Consider the following 18,893-nt stretch of genomic DNA (forward strand, 5'->3'; position numbering starts at 1 on the left):
CCTGAGTGTAAGTAAGCTCTAAGCGCGAAGGAAATGGAAGAGGTTGCGCAGCATGGCGGCCGTCGCGCCCCAGATAAAATATTGCTCGTACGGCATCGTATAAAAGGCACGCCGCCCCGCTCCTTGCGGCAATTCGAATACCCGGCGCTGGTGGTTCAGGCCGTCCATCAGGAAGCTCAGGGGCACTTCGAACGCCTCGGCCACTTCGCCCGGATCGGGCTGCAGCTCGAATGGCGGCTGGACCAGGGCCACCACCGGCGTCACGCGATAGGCGCTGACGGTGGTGTAATCGGGCAGTACGCCGATGATCTCGATATGGCGGCGGTGCAGGCCGACTTCTTCTTCGGTTTCGCGCAGCGCCGTTTCGATCGGGGACGAATCGAGTTCTTCGGCCCGGCCGCCGGGAAAACTGATCTGGCCGGCATGGCTGGACAAATGGTCGGTGCGCAAGGTCAGCAGCACGGTTACCCCCTCGGGGCGCGCCACCAGCGGCACCAGCACGGATGCACGGCGCAAGGTAGCGCCCGTCATGCCGCGGCCTTCGTCCGACGCTTCCTCTTCCCATGGCAGGGTTTGCGCAAAGCGTGCGCGCAGCGCGGCAGGGATCAGGCGCGCGGGCGCCACCGGCGCCTCGCCGGCCAGGCTGGTCACCGGCAACTGGGTCGGATCGAAAATGAATTTGGCCAAACTGAATCCTTTGCAATACTGCGCCAGAATAGAAAAAGGCATCCTTGCGGATGCCTTTTTCTGAGCACGAGTAAGATTACTCGGCAGCAGCGACGGTCTTGACGCGACGCTGTGGCAGTTTTTCTTTGATACGTGCCGACTTGCCCGAACGTTCGCGCAGGTAGTACAGCTTCGCACGACGGACGTCACCACGACGCTTCACTTCGATCGAAGCGATCAGCGGCGAGTACAGCTGGAACGTACGCTCGACGCCTTCGCCGGACGAGATCTTACGAACGATGAAGTTCGAGTTCAGGCCACGGTTACGACGCGAAATCACGACGCCTTCGTATGCCTGGGCGCGCTTGCGGTTGCCTTCGACGACGTTGACGCTGACGATAACGGTATCGCCAGGTGCGAAATCAGGAATCGAACGGCCGAGGCGCGCGATTTCTTCTTGCTCGAGTTGTTGAATCAGATTCATTTTTTTATGACTCCAAAAACCATCTTGCTGGCACTACCTTCGCCCAGTAGAGGATGGGGTTGAACGACGGACAACGCGTCCGCCGTTGCATGCACCTGTATTACCGGCACATATTCTTAACTTGCAGGTTCGACCAACCCTGCCAAAAACTGTTCATCTTTCTTGCTCAGCTGACCGGCGGCGCGCGCCTTGTCCAGCAGATCGGGCCGCTTCGCCGCGGTCGCTTCCAGCATGCGCTGGCGGCGCCACTTGACGATCTCGGCATGGTTGCCGCCCATCAGGACCGGCGGCACCGGCACGTCTTCGTACATTTCCGGCCGCGTGTAATGCGGCGAATCGAGCAGGCCGTTGACGAAGCTGTCTTCGACCGCCGAGGCATCGTCGCCCAGCACGCCGGGAATCAGGCGCACCACTGCATCCATCAAGGCCATGGCCGGCAATTCACCGCCCGACAGCACGAAGTCGCCGAGAGAAATTTCCTCATCGACGCAGCGGTCCAGCAGGCGCTGGTCCACCGCTTCGTAGCGGCCGCATAAAATCACCAGGCCGGGCTCGTCCTTGAGCGCCATCGCGCGTTCGTGGGTCAATGGCTTGCCTTGCGGCGACATGAACACCACGCGCGGACTTGGCAGGCCGAGCTCGATTTGTCTTTGCTTTGCTGCATTGATCGTCGCTTCGAGCGGCTTGGCCATCATCACCATGCCGGGACCGCCGCCATAAGGGCGATCGTCCACGGTGCGGTGGCGGTCCTGCGTGAAATCGCGTGGATTCCAGATCTGCAGGCCCCAGCGTTGCTGCTCGAAGGCGCGCCGGGTGACTCCCGACTGCGTCAATGCGGCGAACATTTCAGGGAACAAGCTGACGACGTCAAACTGCATCGCGACTTGCTCCTCTAACGGACGGGCTCAAAAATCGAGACCCCAATCCAGCGTAATCAGTTGTTGCTCGAGGCTGACGGTCTTGACGAACTGGTCCACGAACGGCACGAGGCGCTCTTGCGCCTTGCCTTCGGACGCTGGATCAGCGACCGGAGTGATGCGCAAAATCGATTGCGCGCCGTTGTGCATCATGTCGGTCACCTTGCCCAGGGCTTCACCCTGCAGGTTGACCACATCCAGGCCGATCAGATCGGACCAGTAGAACTCGCCCTCTTCGAGCGCTGGAAACTCGCTGCGCGCGACCTGCACCGTTGCGCCCTTGAGCGCCTCGGCTTCATCGCGGTCACGCATGCCGACCAGGGTAGCGACAACATCGCCACCGTGCAGCCTTGCACTCCGTACCGAAACGGCGTGCAGGGTCGGCTTGTCGAGCCACCAGGTTTTCACGCTCAGCAGCGCATCGGCCTCGGGCGAATGCGGGGAGACACGAATGCCGCCCACAATGCCATACGCACCGGAAACATAACCGACCGGAGTCAGGTCATCGGGGATTTGCACCCCGCTCATTACTGCTGAATCGTTCACTACAAGTTTGCCTGCTTAAGATTAAGCAGCTGGCTTTTGCTGGGCGACCAGGCGAGCGACGGTTGGCGACAGTTGTGCGCCAACGCCTTGCCAGTGAGCCAGACGGTCAGCAGCGATACGCAGGCCGACTTCGGCGCCCGAAGCCATCGGGTTGTAGAAACCGATGCGCTCGATGAAACGACCATCGCGACGGTTGCGCGAATCGGTTGCAACGATATTGAAGAACGGACGCTTTTTAGCGCCACCACGAGCCAAACGAATAACGACCATAATATTTCCGAAAAAGTTGTTCTGGACGGAGAAAGTCGACGATTATAGCGCGCGACACCGAACAGCAGCAAGCGTTAATGACAACGGGCGCGCAGTCCCAGAAGAATCAGCCATTATCGCTGATTTTTCAACACACCGCCACCGGCCATCCGCCCAAATCCGCAGCTTGTCGCGTGAAACGTGCCATTCCTGCAAATCTCGACCATACTCTTGCTGTCCTGAACTAATGAACAACATGACATGGCCGCTGCCCACAAGAACAAGACCGTCGCCACCCTGCTCGCCCTGCTGCTGGGCGGGATCGGCGCGCACCGCTTCTACCTCAAGCCGGGCGCCGACCGGATCGGGCTGCTGCACCTGTGCGCGCTGCCCGTCACCGGCATCCTGTGGGGCGCGGTCAAGCCGCACCCCTTCTATGTGATCCTGCCGCTGCTGGTGTCGTGCATCGCCGGCTTCATTGAAGCGCTGGTGATCGGGCTGACGCCCGACGAGAAGTGGGATGCGAAATACAATGCCGGCAGCGGCCGGCAATCGCGCTCGAACTGGATCTTGCCGGTGCTGCTGGTGATCACGATGCTGACCGGCGCCATCGTCCTGATCGGGACGATGGCGCGGCTGTTCGACATCCTGTTTACCGGCGGCGCCTACGGTTAAAACTGCTCGACGTCCAGCGCCAGCACACCCGCCGCGCCGTCGACGATCGACGTGCGCAGCCCCGGCGCCTGCGACAGGATGTGATCGGCGAAGAAGCGCGCGGTGGCGATCTTGGCGCGATAGAAGGCGGCATCGCCCTCGCCCGCATCGAGCTTGCCTTGCGCGACCAGCGCCGCGCGCGCCATCTGCCAGCCACCCAGCACGATCCCGGCCAGTTTCAGGTACGTCACGCTGCCGGCAAACACGGCGCGCACGTCCGATTTGACGTTGGCGACCACGTAGTCGACCACCTGCTCCAGCGCGGCCGCACCCTCCCGCAGGCTGCGCGCGATCGCGGCGTAGTCTTCTCCCTGCACCTCGCCCAGTTGGGCTTCGACCGCGCGGATCTGCGCGATCAGCGCCTTGGCCACCGCACCGCCATCGCGCACCGTCTTGCGCCCCACCAGGTCGTTGGCCTGGATCGCCGTCGTGCCCTCATAAATGGTGAGGATCTTGGCGTCGCGGTAATGCTGGGCCGCACCGGTCTCTTCAATGAAGCCCATGCCGCCATGCACCTGCACGCCGTCGCGCGCGACGTTTTCACTCATCTCGGTCGACCAGCCCTTGATGACCGGGACCAGGTATTCATACATGGCCAGGTTCGCCTGGCGGGTCGCCTCATCGGGATGGTGATGCGCCAGGTCCGAGATGCCGGCGCCGACGTAGGCCAGCGCACGCGCGGCCTCGGTCTGCGCGCGCATCGACATCAGCATGCGGCGCACGTCCGGGTGGTTGATGATCGCCACGGGAGCGCTTGATCCCGACACTTCGCGCGACTGGATGCGGTCTTTTGCAAACGCCACCGCCTGCTGGTAGGCGTGTTCGGCCAGGCCGACGCCCTGCATGCCGACGCCGAAGCGGGCCGCGTTCATCATGATGAACATGTATTCCAGGCCGCGGTTCTCTTCGCCCACCAGGGTGCCGATCGCGCCGCCGCCGTCGCCGAACTGCAGCACGGCCGTCGGGCTGGCCTTGATGCCCAGCTTGTGCTCGATCGAGACGCAGTGCACGTCGTTGCGGCTCCCTAATGAACCATCGTCGTTGATCAGGAATTTCGGCACGATGAACAGCGAGATGCCCTTCACGCCCGGCGGCGCATCGGGTGTGCGCGCCAGCACCAGGTGGACGATGTTCTCGGTCATGTCGTGATCGCCATAGGTGATGAAGATCTTGGTGCCGAAGATTTTATAGGTGCCATCACCCTGCGGCTCGGCGCGGGTGCGCACGGCCGCCAGGTCGGAACCGGCCTGCGGCTCGGTCAGGTTCATGGTGCCGGTCCACTGGCCCGAGATCAGCGGTTCGAGGAAGCGTGCTTTCTGTTCGTCGGAACCGGCGGTGAGCAGCGCCTCGATGGCGCCGTCGGACAGCAGCGCGACCAGCGCGAACGACAGGTTGGCGCCGTGCAGCATCTCCATGCAGGGCGTGGCCACCAGCTTGGGCAAGCCCTGGCCGCCGAATTCCTGCGGGTGCTGAACGCCCTGCCAGCCAGCGTCGGCGTAGGCGCGGAAGGCTTCCTTGAAACCCTTGGTCGTGGTGACCGCGCCATCCTTCCAGAAGCTGGGCTCCTTGTCGCCGGCATGGTTCAGCGGGGCGATCACTTCGCCGCAGAATTTCGCGTTTTCTTCCAGCACCGCTTCCACGGTGTCGGGCGTCGCGTCCTCGCAGCCGGGCAGCGCATTGACCTCGGCGAGGTTGGCCAGTTCATTGAGGACGAACTGCATGTCTTTCAGCGGGGCGTTATAGCTCACCTATTGTCTCCTGATGGTCTCTCGTGCAAAAAAAACGCCGTTCCTGCGCGGGCGGGAACGGCGTGTGCGGGTGCCTGTGGCGCGCGTCAGTCTCGATGAGCGCGCCGGCCGGTCAGCCCAGTTCCTTGACCAGCTCCGGCACGACCTCGAACAGGTCGCCCACCAGGCCGTAGTCGGCGACCGAGAAGATCGGCGCTTCCGGATCCTTGTTGATGGCGACGATGGTCTTCGAATCCTTCATGCCGGCCAAGTGCTGGATCGCGCCTGAAATGCCGACCGCGATGTACAGGGTCGGAGCGACGATCTTGCCGGTCTGGCCAACCTGCCAGTCGTTCGGCACGAAGCCGGCGTCGACCGCGGCGCGCGAAGCGCCCATGGCGGCGCCCAGCTTGTCGGCCAGCGGCTCCAGGATCTTGAAGTTGTCGGCCGAGCCGATGCCGCGACCACCAGAGACGATCACCTTGGCGGCGGTCAGCTCGGGACGGTCCGACTTGGCCAGCTCGCGACCCACGAAGGTCGAGGTGCCCGAGTCGGCGACGGCAGTCACGTTTTCGATGGCGGCCGAACCGCCGCCGGCTGCCGAATCGAAGGCGGTGCCGCGCACGGTGATGACCTTGACCTTGTCGCTCGACTGCACGGTGGCGATGGCATTGCCGGCGTAGATCGGACGCTCGAAGGTGTCGGGCGAGTCGACCTTGGTGATCTCGGAGATCTGCGCCACGTCCAGCTTGGCGGCCACGCGCGGCAGGATGTTCTTGCCGTAGGCGGTGGCCGGGGCCAGGATGTGCGAGTAGTCGCCGGCGATGGCCAGGATCTGCTCGGCCACGTTCTCGGCCAGGCCGTCGGCGAAGTGCGGCGCGTCGGCGACCAGCACCTTGGCCACGCCGGCGATCTGGGCGGCGGCTTCGGCGGCGGCCCCGCAGTTGCTGCCGGCAACCAGGATGTGGACCTCATTTGCACCACCTGCGCCGCACTGGGCGGCCGCGGTCACGGTGTGGTGGGTAGCGCCCTTCAGGGAGCCGTTGTCGTGTTCAGCAATGACTAATGCGACCATGTTGATTCCTATGTATTAAGTAACGACAGACGGCTCAGATGACTTTGGCTTCGGTGCGCAGCTTCTGCACCAGGGTCGCCACGTCCGGCACCTTGACGCCGGCCGAACGCTTGGCCGGCTCGACGACCTTCAGGGTCTTCAGGCGCGGCGCGACGTCGACGCCCAGGTCTTCTGGCTTGATGGTCTCGAGCGGCTTCTTCTTTGCCTTCATGATGTTCGGCAGCGTCACGTAGCGCGGCTCGTTCAGGCGCAGGTCGGTGGTGATGATGGCGGGCAGGGTCAGGGCCACGGTTTCCAGGCCGCCGTCGACTTCGCGCGTCACGGTCACTTTACCGTCTTCCAGCACGACTTTCGACGCGAACGTGGCTTGCGGCCAGCCCAGCAGCGCAGCCAGCATCTGGCCGGTCTGGTTCGAATCGTCGTCGATCGCCTGCTTGCCCAGGATGATCAGCTGCGGCTGCTCCTTGTCGGCCAGCGCCTTGACGATCTTGGCCACGGCCAGCGGCTCGGTGTCGCCGGCGGTTTCCACCAGGATGCCGCGGTCGGCGCCGATCGCCATGCCGGTACGCAGGGTTTCCTGGCACTGGGCCACGCCCACCGAGACCGCCACCACTTCGGTGACCTTGCCGCCCTCTTTCAGGCGGGTTGCCTCTTCGAGTGCGATCTCGTCGAACGGGTTCATCGACATCTTGACGTTGGCGACATCGACGCCGCTATTGTCGGACTTGACGCGAACCTTGACGTTGTAGTCGACCACGCGTTTGACGGGTACCAGGACTTTCATAGGGTGCCTTTAAAAATGGGATGGATCGAAATAAGTGGCATAGATTATATGAGAAATCGACGCTCCGGGCCAAATTAAAGCACGATCGTGCGATTTTTAGTTAGAGGAAAACACCTAATCGGCCCATTTCGGTTTTTACAAGGGGAGCGAACGGGGCTGGATGCCCCGTCTCAGGGTACGCACGCGGCCGCAGCATCGGCTGCAGCCTGTCACATTATTTGCGGCGCATCAGGAAGGTGAACTCGCCATTCTCATGGGTATGAGCCAGCAAGGCATTGCCGGTTTGTTTGGCGAAGGCCTGAAAGTCGCGCACGGAGCCGGTATCGGTGGCAACGATGCGCAGCACCTGGCCGGTTTCCATCTCGGCGAGCGCCTTCTTGGCTTTGAGGATGGGCAGCGGGCAGTTCAGTCCGCGTGCATCCAGGTCTCTCTGGAATTCCATGGTGTCGGTTTCAAAAGTAATATCGCTCATCGCATTACCTGCTTTGATTAAGTGGTCCAACTTCAGTCGCATACTACTCCAATTCGGGCAGTATGACGCACCGCACCAAAATAGTCACACATTGTTGCAGGATTGCAACCGCAATGTGAATTGCTTGACCGTATTACATTGAGTGTGTACTGGATGCTCACGAATCGGCACTGCAGCGGTGCAGCATGCCCTCTAGATGCGGTCCGAATTGGGGCGCGCAATAGTCCGAATGACCATGAAAACAAAGTGTTACCACTTTCGGTCGGGATCGGGGCTACACATTGCCACCACCCCAAACGCGTCGTCCCCGCGCAGGCGGGGACCCAAGTTTTCATGCGCTGAGCCTACGTAAATCGTAGTGGCTGCGCAAAGGACTTGGGTCCCCGCCTGCGCGGGGACGACGTGGTAAAGCTGATTGCAGGGACGACGTGTTGAAGCTAGATTCTAAAGGTGACGTTTGCTAAAGATCAGGCGCGTTCGCCGACCCAGCCAGCCACACCAGCCAGCGCTGCCGGCAGGCCCGAAGGATCGGTGCCGCCTGCTTGCGCCATATCAGGACGGCCGCCGCCCTTGCCGCCTACCTGCTGTGCGACGAAGTTCACCAGCTCGCCGGCTTTGACTTTACCGATGGCATCCTTGGTCACGCCCGCGATCAGGCTGACCTTGCCATCGACCACACTGGCCAACACGATGGCGGCCGTGCCCAGCTTGTCCTTCAGCTTGTCCATGGCTTCGCGCAGGGTGGCGACGTCGGCGCCTTCCATCGTTGCCGCCAGCACCTTGATGCCATTGACGTCGACTGCCTTGCCCAGCAGCTCGTCGCCCTGGCCGGCCGCCAGCTTCGATTTCAGCGCGGCGACTTCTTTTTCCAGGGTCTTGACCTGGTCCTGCACCTGGGCGATGCGGGTGGTCAGCTCGTCCGGGCTGGTCTTGAGCGCGCCGGCCGCTTCGACCAGCTTGCGGTTGATCGACTGCACCAGCGCCAGGGCGCCCTCGCCCGTCACCGCTTCCACGCGGCGAATGCCGGCGGCGACGCCGCCTTCCGACACGATCTTGAACAGGCCGATGTCGCCGGTGCGGGTCACGTGGACGCCGCCGCACAGCTCTTTCGAGGTGCCGATGTCCAGCACGCGCACGGTGTCGCCATACTTCTCGCCGAACAGCGCCATCGCGCCATGCTTGACGGCGTCGTCGAAGGACATGTGGTGCGACTGGGTCGGGTGGTTCTCCAGGATTTCGCGGTTGACGATGGCTTCCACTTGCGCGATTTCGTCGGCGGTCAGGGCTTGCGGGTGGCTGAAGTCGAAGCGGGTCTTGTCCGGATCGACCAGCGAACCCTTTTGCTGCACGTGGCTGCCCAGCACTTCGCGCAAGGCCTTGTGCATCAGGTGGGTCGCCGAGTGGTTGCGGATGGTGCGGCCGCGCTTGCCGGTATCGACCTGCGCGTCGACAGTGTCGCCGACCTTCAGCGAACCCTCGCGCAGCACGCCGTGGTGGCCGAACACGTCGGCCTGGATCTTGAGCGTGTCTTCCACGTCGAACTGCATGCCGGCAGTACCGATGACGCCCTGGTCGCCGACCTGGCCGCCCGATTCGGCATAGAACGGGGTGGTGTCGAGCACGACGATGCCGGCCTGGCCGGCCTTGAGCTCGTCGACCTTCACGCCGTCGGCGTACAGCGCCAGCACGTGGGTGTTGTGGGCCAGCGAGTCGTAGCCGACGAACTTGGTCTTCTCGCCTGCGTACTCGACGTTGGCGGCCATCTTGAACTTGCCGGCGGCGCGCGCGGTCTTCTTCTGCTGTTCCATGGCGGCGGCGAAGCCGGCCTCGTCGAGCGTCACGTTGCGCTCGCGGCAGATGTCGGCGGTCAGGTCGAGCGGGAAGCCGTAGGTGTCGTACAGGGTAAAGGCGGTGGCGCCATCGAGGTTCTTCGGATCCTTGGCCAGCTGGGCTTCCAGGATCTTCATGCCGTTTTCCAGGGTCTCGCCGAAACGCTCTTCCTCGGCCTTCAGCACCGACGCCACGCGGTCTTTCACGTTGCGCAGTTCCGGATAGGCTTCGCCCATCTCGAGGTCCAGGTCGGCCACCAGCTTGTAGAAGAACGGCTTGGTCTGGCCCAGCTTGTGGCCGTGGCGCAGCGCGCGGCGGATGATGCGGCGCAGGACGTAGCCGTGGCCTTCGCTGCTCGGAATGATGCCGTCGACGATCATGAACGAGGCCGAGCGGATGTGGTCGGCGATGACCTTGAGCGAGTTGTTGCCCAGGTCGTCGATGCCGGTTTCGCGCGCGGCGGCCTTGATCAGATTCTGGAACAGGTCGATCTCGTAGTTGCTGTGCACGTGCTGCAGCACGGCGGCCAGGCGCTCCATGCCCATGCCGGTGTCGATCGACGGCTTCGGCAGCGGGGCCATATTGCCCGCTTCGTCGCGGTTGAACTGCATGAACACCAGGTTCCAGATCTCGATGAAGCGGTCGCCGTCTTCCTCGGCCGAACCCGGAGGACCGCCCCAGATGTCGGCGCCGTGGTCAAAGAAGATCTCGGTGCACGGGCCGCATGGGCCGGTGTCGGCCATCTGCCAGAAGTTGTCCGAGGCGTAGCGCGCGCCCTTGTTGTCGCCAATGCGGATGATGCGCTCTTTCGGCACGCCGATCTCGTTGGCCCAGATGTCGTAGGCTTCGTCGTCCTCGAAATAGACGGTGACGGTCAGCTTCTCGGCCGGCAGGCCATAGACTTTCGTCAGCAGTTCCCAGGCATACTGGATCGCATCGCGCTTGAAATAGTCGCCGAAGCTGAAGTTGCCCAGCATTTCAAAGAAGGTGTGGTGACGCGCGGTGTAGCCGACGTTTTCCAGGTCGTTGTGCTTGCCGCCGGCGCGCACGCAGCGCTGGACCGAGGTCGCGCGCGAATACGGGCGGGTATCCAGGCCCAGGAACACATCCTTGAACTGCACCATCCCGCTATTGGTCAACAGCATGGTCGGGTCATTGCCAGGCACCAGCGGGCTGGAACGCACGATGGAATGGCCTTTGGATTCAAAGAACTTCAGGAACTTTTCGCGAATGTCTGAGGATTTCATGTCTGTTGGAAGGGCGGAATGAGGCAGCGTGCCATATAAAGGAACGATTATAGCCTAGCCGCCGCCGTCAATATCGGTCATGCCGATATTGACAACTTGCCAGCAACAATGGACTCAACGCAGCAGGTGCGATACCGCGCGCGTCTTCGGCTCGACCGGGGCCAGCATCGTCATGGCCGCTCCCTGCAGGATGCGCGCACGGATTTCGCCGGTCGGATCGGTATCGCGCCGGCGCGCGCCGGCCTGCACCGACTTGCTGACGAGGTCGAGCCATTGGCTGACGGCGGCCTGGGCGCCTGCGGCGTGCGGGGACAACGGAATGATGGTGGTCGAGGGTGCCATGCTAGCTGCTTCAAAGAGATCGTCTTTACTTAACGTCTCCCGGGCGATCATTCTTGAGGCCGCCAGACAAATATATTGCTGAGCCGAAATTCCTTCAGGCGAAATCCGGCCCGATCAGGTCGATCCGATCGGTGCAGAAAGCGTCCACGCCCCAGTCCAGCAAGGTGCGCGCACGGCCGGGATCGTTGACGGTATAGCAGAACAGGCCGAAGCCGCCGTCCTTGACCGCCCGCGCCATCTCCGGCCCCAGGTGCTGGTGATTGGTGTGGATGGCAACCGCATCCAGCGCGCGCGCACGTGATTCCCAGTCCGGACCCAGCGCGCTGATCAGGCAGGCGCGCGGAAGTTGCGGCGCGGCCAGACGCGCGCTGGCCAGCGCCACGTCGCTGAACGAGGACAGCAGCGGGACCCGGGCCATGTCTCCGGCCGCGAGTTCGGCGGCGAACAGCTCGGCGGCAAGCGCCGCCACGACCGCGCCGGTTTCCGCCTCGAACCCGGGCGCCGGCTTGATCTCGATATTCATCCACACGCCCTGCTCCTTGCACAGGCGCGCGAATTCGGTAAACAGCGGTACCGGTTCGCCGGCAAACGCCGGGGCGAACCAGGCGCCGGCATCCATCGCCGCCAGATCGCCGGCATCGTGCTCGAATACGCTGCCCGTGCCCTTCACCGTGCGGCCCAGGCCGGGATCGTGCACCACCACCGGGACGCCGTCGCGCGCCAGCATGACGTCGAACTCGATCGCCCGAAAGCCCGCCTGTATCCCGCAGCGCAGGCCGGCATAGGTGTTCTCGGGCGCCAGGGTGCCGCCGCCACGGTGGGCCAGGATGCGGGGGTAAGGCCAGATGCGGGGCCACATGCGCGCCTCCTGTCGACAATCAGGCCGGCACGCCGAGGCGCCAGGCCAGCCAGGTGAAGGCGCCCAGGTTCAGCGCCACCGTCAGCTGGAACTTGCGCTGGAACGATTGCTTGCTGGTCTTGTGGCGCAGCCATTGCTGGGCCAGCAAGGCGCCGGGCCAGCCCCCGACCAGGCCGAGGATCAGCAGCGTCGACTCGGGCGTGCGCCAGGACTGCGAGCGCGCCGCCGACTTGTCGATGGCGTAGGCGACGAAGCAGGTCAGGCTGGTCGTCAGGTAGGCGGCGCCGACCAGCTGGGACATGTCCCAGGCCAGGCTGGCGAACAGGTAGACGACGAGGAAGAGGACGAGCGGCAGGTAGGGCATGGCGCCAGCTTACCGCTCCCGGCCCGCAAATGTCCACTGGGCAAATGCAGCATCGATTACTTCCCCGATGCCGCTCCTGGGTTCGTCATCGAACAGAGCCGACGATACCAAACATCTACGCTGAGTCTTCGCAGGTATCACATCACGTAGGAGATGACATGGCTTTCGATTTAGGTAACTTACTGCAGCAATATATCGGCGGTGCCGGCGCTGTCGCCAACAATGGCAAGGCTGCCGATGACTTCGACCAGGTGGCGCAGAACGCGCCCCGCGCCAGCATCGCCCAGGGCATCGCGAGCGCCCTGCGCTCGGACCAGACCCCGCCCTTTCCCCAGATGGTCAGCCAGTTGTTCGGGCAGAGCAATCCCGACCAGCGCGCCGGCATGCTCAACAGCCTGCTGGGCGGCGCCGGTGGCGGCTTGCTCGGCTCCGTGGCCGGCGGCGCATTGGGCAAGATCTTCGGCGGCAACGCGCCATCGAAGGTAACGCCGGAACAGGCGGTGCAAGTCTCGCCTGAGCAAGTGCAAGAACTGGCCGAAAAGGCGCAACAAGAGAATCCCGGCATTGTCGACCGTATGAGCGACTTCTATGCCGAGCATCCAACGTTGATCAAGGCTGCCGGCGGCGCCGCGCTGGCGGTTGCGCTCGGCTATATGGCCAACAATATCCGTAAACAATCACCAGAAAAGGAGGGTCCCGTGGGTATCCTGAGCAATATTTTCCACAAAATTTTCCCAGGTAAGAAAGATGCGGCGCCTGCCGCGACGACGGCGGCGGCTCCTGCCGCTGCTCCTGCCGCTCCGGCCCAGCCGCAAGCGGCGCCGGCGCCGAGTGCGCCTGCCGCCGCCCCTGCCGCCGCGCCAGCTGCCGCTGCCCCGGTCCAGCAAGTCGACGTCGAGCAGATCCTGAACGATATGCAGAAGTCGTCCGGCCAACAACTGAACTGGCGCACCTCGATCGTCGACCTGCTCAAGCTGCTCGGCCTGGACAGCAGCCTGGCCTCGCGCAAGGAACTGGCAGCCGAGCTGAACTACACCGGCGATACCAGTGACTCGGCCAAGATGAATATCTGGCTGCACCGCCAGGTGATGAACAAGCTGGCCGCCAACGGCGGCAAGGTGCCGGCCGATCTGCGCGACTGATATCAGGTACTTGGACCCCGGCCTGCGCCGGGGCAGTGCTTGGACCCCGGCCTGCGCCCGGGTGACGGTGCGTGCGCTGGCGGCGATCCGCAAGCGTCGTATTGGCCGCCGTCCCACATGCAAAGCAAAAGCGCGCGAACGCATTCTTGCGCGCCGTGCAGGCGCCGCATCGGTTGAACAAGCCGATGCCGCAGTGCGGGCAGAAGTCGGTCTTGCTGTCCTTGAGGTCGACGGCGCGCTCGCAACCGGGGCACACGCCTTTCGCGAGGCGCGACTGGACCAGGTCATAACGCATGCCCTGGCGCCGTTCGGCGTCGGGCAGCGCCTCGGCCTGTTTCTGGCGCGCCAGGTAGCCCTGCAGCCAGACGATGGCGTAACGCCCCGCGACCACGGTCAGGATGATGCCGACGATGTAGCGCACGTAGCCGCCGTAGCTCGGCAGGTAGGGCACCAGCTCGAAGAAGAAGGTGAACAGGGCAAAGATGATGAAGCCCCAGGCGAACGGCCAGTCGGCCGTCTTGCGCTTGTGCCTGAACAGCCAGCCTGCCGCCAGCAGCAGCGGCAGGGTCAATGCCAGGCGGTAGAGAAAGACGCGCAGCTCGCGCGCCTCGACTTCGTCGGCGAAGGCCTGCTGCGCCGGTTCTTGCAGGGCGTCCCAGCGCAGCTTGGCGCGCTCGTAGGCCTGGGTGGCGTCCAGCATCGTCTGCTGTTCGCGTTCCACCGCCGCGAGGGCGGCGCGTTCAGCGCGCTCCAGGGCCTCCAGGCCCTGGGTACGCTTGATCAGTTCGGGGTCTTGCTCTGGCCGCGCGGTCGCCTGCCGGGTCGCGAGCCAGTTGTCGAAGGTCGAGCGCGCCGAGCGCGTATTCGACTGCGCCACCGTGTGCTTCTGGCTGGCCTGCTCGAGGCGCGTGCGCGCACCTTCGATGCGCGCCTGCTCGCTGGCCATCTCGGTACGCAGCTTGCCGACCTGGGCCGGGTTCATGAACTCTTCGACCGTCAGCGGCGCTTCGACGTCGCGCAGCTGCTGCACGACCAGGCCGCCCAGGCCGATCAGGAAACCGGCGAAGACGAAGGCGACGAGCCACAAGGCCCGCTGCATCCATTGTTCGGTCAGGCGCAAGCCCTTGCTCATGAAGCACTCCTCGGCGATGACAAGCCCGCAGCTTGCCATCGTCGGGAAGATCATGCTACTGGCAGTTGATGGAGGCCTGCTGTGCGCTACTGCCAGTATCGGGTTGCGATACCACTCGCGCTTAGAAGTAGGACAGGCCCAGCGCCTTCTTGACTTCGTCGGTAGTCGCGGCCGCCACTTCGCGCGCCTTGAGGGTGCCTTCCTGCAGCATCTTCATCACCTGAGCCGGGTCCTTGGCGAACTCTTCGCGGCGGGCGCGGATAGGCGCCAGCAGGTCTTGCAGAATGCCTTCGAGGCGCTTCTTGACGATGCTGTCGCCCAGGCCGCCGCGCTGGTAGTGCGCCTTCATCTCGGCCAGGCCCTCCTTGTCGGTGTCAAAAGCGTCCAGGTAGGTAAAGGCGACATTGCCCTCGATATGGCCCGGATCCGACACCTTCAGGTGCAGCGGGTCGGTGTACACGTTCTTGACCGCGGCGCGGATCTCATCGGCGCTGGCGCCCAGGTTGATGGTGTTGCCGAGCGACTTGCTCATCTTGGCCTTGCCGTCGATGCCCGGCAGGCGGCCGACTTCCGGCACGAAGGCCTTGGCCTCGACCAGGACGTCGCGGCCGACGATGCGGTTGAAGCGGCGCACGATCTCGTTGCACTGCTCGATCATCGGAATCTGATCTTCGCCCACCGGCACCACGCCGGCCTTGAAGGCGGTGATGTCGGCCGCCTGGCTGGCCGGATAGGTCAGGAAGCCGGCCGGGATGTCGCGCTCGAAGCCGCGCAGGACGATTTCCGCCTTCACGGTCGGGTTGCGCTCGAGGCGCGCCACGGTCACCAGGTTCAGGTAGTAAAAGGTCAGCTCGGTCAGCTCCGGGATCTGCGACTGGATGAAGATCGTGGTCTTGGTCGGGTCGATCCCTACGGCAAGGTAATCGAGCGCCACTTCCAGCACGTTCCGGTGTACCTTAGTCAAGTCATCCATATTGTCGGTCAGCGCCTGTGAGTCGGCCAGCATGACGAACTGGCGGTACTGGTGCTGGTAGGTCACGCGATCGCGCAGGCTGCCCACAAAGTGACCGAGGTGCAGCGGACCGGTCGGACGGTCGCCGGTCAGGATAATCTGGCTTCCACGAGTAGAAGCAGTAGCAGGAGTTTGTTGCAGGGTCATCGAGGTTCCTTGGTAGATGCCTCGATCGTCCTGCGTCAATGAATGAACGCCACCCAAATCGAGGCGGCGTTAGCTGAAATGCACATCATTTCCGGGGCCGCGCGCTAGGAGCGGCGCCACCAGGCAAGAATGAGATGTGATTTCGGAAAGATCATGGACCGCATGGTTGCAGGTTGGCGCCCCGCTGTCAACCGCTACCGGTGCCATGACTCGGCAGGCAACGCTCTTCCCACGTAGTGTAAAGATCGGTAGCGCCACCCTGTCGAAACTTTGTTGCCATAAAATTAAGGAATCAGAATAACCATGAACAAGAGCACGAACAGCCCAGCACACCCCCTCGAACTCTGGGGCGGCCTCGAATGCACGGTCAACCGCGTGCAAGACACTTATTTCAGCCAGCTGGACCGCAACGGCCACAGCGGGCGCGCCTGCGACATCGAGCGCTTCGCCGCGTTCGGCATCCGCGCCATCCGCTACCCCATCCTGTGGGAACGCACCGCCCCGGACGGCATCGAAGGGGCCGACTGGCGCTGGCCGGACGAGCGCCTGGCCGCCCTGCGCGAGGCGGGAATCACCCCGATCGCCGGGCTGATCCACCATGGCAGCGGTCCGCGCCACACGAGCCTGGTCGATCCCGGTTTCGCGCAAGAGCTGGCCGACTACGCCGGCGCCGTCGCCGCGCGCTATCCCTGGCTCGAGTTCTATACTCCGGTCAACGAGATCTGCACCACGGCGCGCTTCGCCGGCCTGTACGGTGTCTGGTATCCGCACGGCCGCGACGACCGCACCTTCATCCAGGCCCTGCTCAACCAGTGCCGCGCCACCGTGCTGTCGATGCGCGCCATCCGCGCCGTCAACCCGGACGCGAAACTGGTGCAGACCGACGATCTCGGCAAGACCTACAGCACGCCGGAGCTCAGCCACGTGGCCGAGTTCTACAACGAGCGCCGCTGGCTGGGCTGGGACCTGCTGTGCGGCATGGTCGGGCCGGAGCACACCCTGTGGAACTACCTGCAAAAGAACGGCGCCAGCGCCGAAGACCTCCAGTGGTTCCGCGACAATCCCTGCCCGCCCGACCTCATCGGCGTCAATTACTACGTCACCAGCGAGCGCTGGCTGGATCACCGTCCCGAACGCTTCCCCGAAAACCACCGCGGCATGGCCGACGGCATCCCCTGCGCCGACATCGAAGCCTCGCGCGTGCTGGCCACGCCGACGCCGGGCATCGCCCCGCTGCTGTCCGAGATCTGGGAACGCTACGGCATCCCGCTGGCCATCACCGAAGCCCACATCGACGCCAACCGCGAAGACCAGATGCGCTGGCTGCTCGAGATCTGGGAAGCGGCCCAGCAGTCGCGCGACAACGGCGTCAACGTGCGCGCGGTCACGGTGTGGGCCCTGCTCGGCTCCTTCGACTGGAACAGCCTGGTAACGGTCGAGCGCGGCTATTACGAACCCGGCCCGCTCGACGTGCGCTCGCCGCTGCCGCGGCCGACCGCGCTGGCCCGGATGATGCGCGAGCTGTCGGACGGCGCACCGCTGTCGCACCCGGTGCTGCGCGCCCAGGGCTGGTGGCGCCGGCCGGGCCGCTTCCTGTGCCAGCAGCCGGTGGCCACGCCCGCAGCCCTCACCTCGATCGCGGCCGACGGCCACCGGCTGGTGGGCAGCGACGCCGCGCCGATCCTGATCCTCGGCGCCACCGGCACCCTGGGCCGCGCCTTTGCCCGCATCTGCGACAAGCGCAACCTGGCCTACCGCCTGCTGTCGCGCCAGGACATGGACATCGCCGATGCCGACTCGGTCGAGCGCGCGCTGGCCAAATACAAGCCCTGGGCCGTGGTCAATACCTGCGGCTACGTGCGGGTGGACGACGCCGAACACGAGATGGAGCGCTGCCAGCGCGAGAACACGCACGGCGCCGCCATCCTGGCCGCCGCCTGCGCGCGCCACGACATCCACCTGACCACCTTCTCGAGCGACCTGGTGTTCGACGGCCGCAACGAGCGGCCCTATGTCGAATCCGATACGCCCAATCCGCTCAACGTCTACGGCCGCAGCAAGCTCGATGCCGAACGGGCCGTGCTCGAAAACCATCCGGGCGCACTGGTGGTGCGCACCAGCGCCTTCTTCGGCCCGTGGGACCAGCACAACTTCGTGACCCTGGCGCTCGATGCGCTGGAGCGCGGCGATGCCTTCGTGGCCGCCAGCGACCTGACCATCTCACCAACCTATGTGCCCGACCTGGTGCACGCCTGCCTCGACCTGGCCGTGGACCGCGAAGCCGGCATCTGGCACCTGGCCAACCAGGGCGCGCTGACCTGGGCCGAACTGGCGCGGCGCGCGGCCGAGCTGGCCGGCGTCGATGCGGCGACGCTGGAAGCGAAACCGGCCGCGGAGTTCGGTTTCACGGCGGCGCGGCCGGCGTATTCTTCGCTGCACAGCGAGCGCGGCGCGCTGCTGCCTGCGCTGGACGATGCGCTGCGGCGTTATGTCGAGCTGCGCACTGCCGACAAGGCCGAGCGCTGCGCGCTGCAGCAGGAGGCTGAGAGCCGGCAGGCGGTGGCGGGTGGCGACACTCAGACTGAGGCAAACACGGCTGCCTTACACTCGGCGAATTAATTGACGACTTGCAGTCGGGATGGACGTAGAGCGTTTCTCCCGACTGCTCACTCGCGCTCTATTTAATACGAGTAATCGTCGGGCGTGGCCGAAAGGCAGTAAAGGAAAAGCGCACATTTGTGACTGCGCCAGCGGCCGTCGTCGCTGGAAAGCTTGGTAGTTGCTTGTTGACAGCCACCAATCATGTCGATGAAGATATTTGTATCAAGATCACTGCCATTCAGATCTCAATAGATCTTGAGCCTTGACGCCGTCTTTCGGAATATCAGGGCGGTCTTTCCAAAGGCCCTCAGCTGCTTTCAAAGCAGCTAGACGTCGCGCGCGGGCATGCTTGAGCAGATCTTCTGATGTCGAAACCGCTAACGGCTCTGCTTGAGTATCCGCTTCTTTTGTCACGGTGCTCATAACGCACCTCCCTTGCTCGATTTGATCAACGCGACCAGTTTAGATCAAACAGCTCGCACTGTCGCCGTCGCACAAATGGCTATTATTTAGGCAGCGCAAGGTTTTGTTCAGGCCTAACCGACCACGACCAGCCAGCTATAATCTGCGCTCGCCCGAACAT

Annotated in this window: 18 protein-coding genes and 1 pseudogene; 3 read left to right on the forward strand and 16 right to left on the reverse strand. The window is 63.9% G+C overall.

The features are described 5' to 3' along the window. Positions 1-18: 18 nt before the first annotated feature. The 5 genes from FVD38_RS05795 to rpsP form a co-directional block, all read right to left on the reverse strand. Positions 19-729: a CoA pyrophosphatase gene (locus FVD38_RS05795; RefSeq protein ID WP_147933933.1), complete on the reverse strand. Its 711-nt coding sequence runs from the start codon at positions 727-729 to the stop codon at positions 19-21. A 34-nt stretch (positions 730-763) separates the two neighbouring features. Beyond that, the gene (rplS, locus tag FVD38_RS05800; protein WP_147933934.1) at positions 764-1,150 is read right to left on the reverse strand and encodes a 50S ribosomal protein L19; all 387 of its coding nucleotides are present in this window, start codon (positions 1,148-1,150) and stop codon (positions 764-766) included. Positions 1,151-1,266: 116 nt separating this feature from the next. Next, positions 1,267-2,028, reverse strand: coding sequence for a tRNA (guanosine(37)-N1)-methyltransferase TrmD (trmD, locus tag FVD38_RS05805; RefSeq protein ID WP_147933935.1), 762 nt, complete (start codon positions 2,026-2,028; stop codon positions 1,267-1,269). 27 nt (positions 2,029-2,055) lie between these two features. Beyond that, a complete protein-coding gene (gene rimM / locus FVD38_RS05810) occupies positions 2,056-2,586 on the reverse strand; it encodes a ribosome maturation factor RimM (protein WP_187271493.1) in 531 nt (176 codons plus the stop codon). A gap of 48 nt (positions 2,587-2,634) precedes the next feature. Next, positions 2,635-2,883 (reverse strand): 30S ribosomal protein S16, encoded by a 249-nt coding sequence (gene rpsP / locus FVD38_RS05815; RefSeq protein ID WP_123071958.1) that lies wholly within the window; start codon positions 2,881-2,883, stop codon positions 2,635-2,637. 240 nt (positions 2,884-3,123) lie between these two features. Here rpsP and FVD38_RS05820 point away from each other — a divergent pair, with 240 nt between their 5' ends. Continuing rightward, entirely contained in the window at positions 3,124-3,537 is a 414-nt protein-coding gene (locus FVD38_RS05820; protein WP_147933936.1) for an NINE protein, read from the forward strand. On the opposite strand, the gene FVD38_RS05825 is transcribed toward FVD38_RS05820, so the two are convergent. The 8 genes from FVD38_RS05825 to FVD38_RS05860 all read right to left on the reverse strand — a co-directional run bounded on the left by FVD38_RS05825 (position 3,534) and on the right by FVD38_RS05860 (position 12,276). Further along, the gene (locus FVD38_RS05825) at positions 3,534-5,324 is read right to left on the reverse strand and encodes an acyl-CoA dehydrogenase (RefSeq protein ID WP_147933937.1); all 1,791 of its coding nucleotides are present in this window, start codon (positions 5,322-5,324) and stop codon (positions 3,534-3,536) included. The genes FVD38_RS05820 and FVD38_RS05825 overlap by 4 nt on opposite strands. Before the next feature lie 112 nt (positions 5,325-5,436). Further along, entirely contained in the window at positions 5,437-6,378 is a 942-nt protein-coding gene (locus FVD38_RS05830) for an electron transfer flavoprotein subunit alpha/FixB family protein (protein WP_147933938.1), read from the reverse strand. Positions 6,379-6,412: 34 nt separating this feature from the next. Continuing rightward, positions 6,413-7,162, reverse strand: coding sequence for an electron transfer flavoprotein subunit beta/FixA family protein (locus FVD38_RS05835; protein WP_147933939.1), 750 nt, complete (start codon positions 7,160-7,162; stop codon positions 6,413-6,415). A 214-nt stretch (positions 7,163-7,376) separates the two neighbouring features. Beyond that, entirely contained in the window at positions 7,377-7,604 is a 228-nt protein-coding gene (locus FVD38_RS05840; RefSeq protein ID WP_040777452.1) for a sulfurtransferase TusA family protein, read from the reverse strand. Positions 7,605-8,101: 497 nt separating this feature from the next. After that, complete coding sequence (alaS, locus tag FVD38_RS05845) at positions 8,102-10,711, reverse strand: alanine--tRNA ligase (protein ID WP_147933940.1); 2,610 nt, start codon at positions 10,709-10,711, stop codon at positions 8,102-8,104. A gap of 114 nt (positions 10,712-10,825) precedes the next feature. After that, positions 10,826-11,053: a hypothetical protein gene (locus FVD38_RS05850; protein WP_147933941.1), complete on the reverse strand. Its 228-nt coding sequence runs from the start codon at positions 11,051-11,053 to the stop codon at positions 10,826-10,828. A 94-nt stretch (positions 11,054-11,147) separates the two neighbouring features. Beyond that, on the reverse strand, positions 11,148-11,900 hold the full coding sequence (gene ugpQ, locus FVD38_RS05855; RefSeq protein ID WP_147934030.1) for a glycerophosphodiester phosphodiesterase: 753 nt from the start codon (positions 11,898-11,900) through the stop codon (positions 11,148-11,150). A gap of 31 nt (positions 11,901-11,931) precedes the next feature. Further along, a complete protein-coding gene (locus tag FVD38_RS05860; protein ID WP_147933942.1) occupies positions 11,932-12,276 on the reverse strand; it encodes a DUF1294 domain-containing protein in 345 nt (114 codons plus the stop codon). 698 nt (positions 12,277-12,974) lie between these two features. Between FVD38_RS05860 and FVD38_RS26410 the strand changes: the two genes are divergently transcribed. Beyond that, entirely contained in the window at positions 12,975-13,418 is a 444-nt protein-coding gene (locus FVD38_RS26410; protein WP_229493449.1) for a DUF3597 domain-containing protein, read from the forward strand. A 100-nt stretch (positions 13,419-13,518) separates the two neighbouring features. Here the strand turns inward: FVD38_RS26410 and FVD38_RS05870 are convergent. Both FVD38_RS05870 and trpS read right to left on the reverse strand, forming a co-directional pair. Further along, positions 13,519-14,550: pseudogene (locus tag FVD38_RS05870) on the reverse strand (serine endopeptidase); the annotation flags it as partial. Positions 14,551-14,671: 121 nt separating this feature from the next. Continuing rightward, positions 14,672-15,709 carry a tryptophan--tRNA ligase gene (gene trpS, locus FVD38_RS05875; RefSeq protein WP_147933943.1) on the reverse strand — a complete coding sequence of 346 codons (1,038 nt, stop codon included), beginning with the start codon at positions 15,707-15,709 and terminating at the stop codon, positions 14,672-14,674. 303 nt (positions 15,710-16,012) lie between these two features. Between trpS and FVD38_RS05880 the strand changes: the two genes are divergently transcribed. Continuing rightward, on the forward strand, positions 16,013-18,328 hold the full coding sequence (locus tag FVD38_RS05880) for a family 1 glycosylhydrolase (RefSeq protein WP_147933944.1): 2,316 nt from the start codon (positions 16,013-16,015) through the stop codon (positions 18,326-18,328). 210 nt (positions 18,329-18,538) lie between these two features. On the opposite strand, the gene FVD38_RS05885 is transcribed toward FVD38_RS05880, so the two are convergent. Then, positions 18,539-18,733, reverse strand: a complete 195-nt coding sequence (locus FVD38_RS05885; protein WP_147933945.1) for a hypothetical protein — start codon at positions 18,731-18,733, stop codon at positions 18,539-18,541. Positions 18,734-18,893 lie beyond the last annotated feature (160 nt).

It is taken from the genome of Massilia arenae, from assembly GCF_008014745.1.
GTDB lineage: Bacteria > Pseudomonadota > Gammaproteobacteria > Burkholderiales > Burkholderiaceae_D > Telluria > Telluria arenae.

What these genes read in the sequence shown, in the direction of transcription:
- FVD38_RS05795 (WP_147933933.1), bottom strand. Translation starts at nt 729, where the DNA reads ATGCCTTTTTCTATTCTGGCGCAGTATTGCAAAGGATTCAGTTTGGCC.
- rplS (WP_147933934.1), bottom strand. Translation starts at nt 1,150, where the DNA reads ATGAATCTGATTCAACAACTCGAGCAAGAAGAAATCGCGCGCCTCGGC.
- trmD (WP_147933935.1), bottom strand. Translation starts at nt 2,028, where the DNA reads ATGCAGTTTGACGTCGTCAGCTTGTTCCCTGAAATGTTCGCCGCATTG.
- rpsP (WP_123071958.1), bottom strand. Translation starts at nt 2,883, where the DNA reads ATGGTCGTTATTCGTTTGGCTCGTGGTGGCGCTAAAAAGCGTCCGTTC.
- FVD38_RS05820 (WP_147933936.1), top strand. Translation starts at nt 3,124, where the DNA reads ATGGCCGCTGCCCACAAGAACAAGACCGTCGCCACCCTGCTCGCCCTG.
- FVD38_RS05830 (WP_147933938.1), bottom strand. Translation starts at nt 6,378, where the DNA reads ATGGTCGCATTAGTCATTGCTGAACACGACAACGGCTCCCTGAAGGGC.
- FVD38_RS05835 (WP_147933939.1), bottom strand. Translation starts at nt 7,162, where the DNA reads ATGAAAGTCCTGGTACCCGTCAAACGCGTGGTCGACTACAACGTCAAG.
- FVD38_RS05840 (WP_040777452.1), bottom strand. Translation starts at nt 7,604, where the DNA reads ATGGAATTCCAGAGAGACCTGGATGCACGCGGACTGAACTGCCCGCTG.
- alaS (WP_147933940.1), bottom strand. Translation starts at nt 10,711, where the DNA reads ATGAAATCCTCAGACATTCGCGAAAAGTTCCTGAAGTTCTTTGAATCC.
- FVD38_RS05850 (WP_147933941.1), bottom strand. Translation starts at nt 11,053, where the DNA reads ATGGCACCCTCGACCACCATCATTCCGTTGTCCCCGCACGCCGCAGGC.
- FVD38_RS05860 (WP_147933942.1), bottom strand. Translation starts at nt 12,276, where the DNA reads ATGCCCTACCTGCCGCTCGTCCTCTTCCTCGTCGTCTACCTGTTCGCC.
- trpS (WP_147933943.1), bottom strand. Translation starts at nt 15,709, where the DNA reads ATGACCCTGCAACAAACTCCTGCTACTGCTTCTACTCGTGGAAGCCAG.
- FVD38_RS05880 (WP_147933944.1), top strand. Translation starts at nt 16,013, where the DNA reads ATGAACAAGAGCACGAACAGCCCAGCACACCCCCTCGAACTCTGGGGC.
- FVD38_RS05885 (WP_147933945.1), bottom strand. Translation starts at nt 18,733, where the DNA reads ATGAGCACCGTGACAAAAGAAGCGGATACTCAAGCAGAGCCGTTAGCG.